Source organism: Dellaglioa sp. CoH-56-MRSF-12 (assembly GCF_056782075.1).
Map to the genome: position 1 here is coordinate 1 of NZ_JBXAYD010000110.1, position 263 is coordinate 263.

General features: G+C 67.7%; 1 protein-coding gene. It reads right to left on the reverse strand.

What is annotated here, in order from left to right:
- On the reverse strand, positions 1-263 hold a 263-nt coding region (locus tag AC1RPY_RS07955), incomplete at both ends, for a PTS sugar transporter subunit IIA (RefSeq protein WP_481763145.1).

Sequence of the window (263 nt, forward strand, 5' to 3'; positions counted from 1 at the left end):
CATGGTCATCGCGTGCGGCACCGCCAGCGTGTCCGTGAACGCCGTCGACGACATCTGCTCGCGCTCGACCGCCTGCTCCACGTAGTCGCTGCCGATCGCGTCGGCCGCGATCATCCGGTCGCCGAGGGCGCGGATCATCGTGATCGCGTTGCGCGCGTAGAAGTTGCGCAGGAACAGGCTCTCGTCGAAGTACTCCAGCAGCTCGTTCTTGATCCCGGCCCGGCGACGCTGTCGGCGGATGCGCGCGACCGACTGCCGGATGT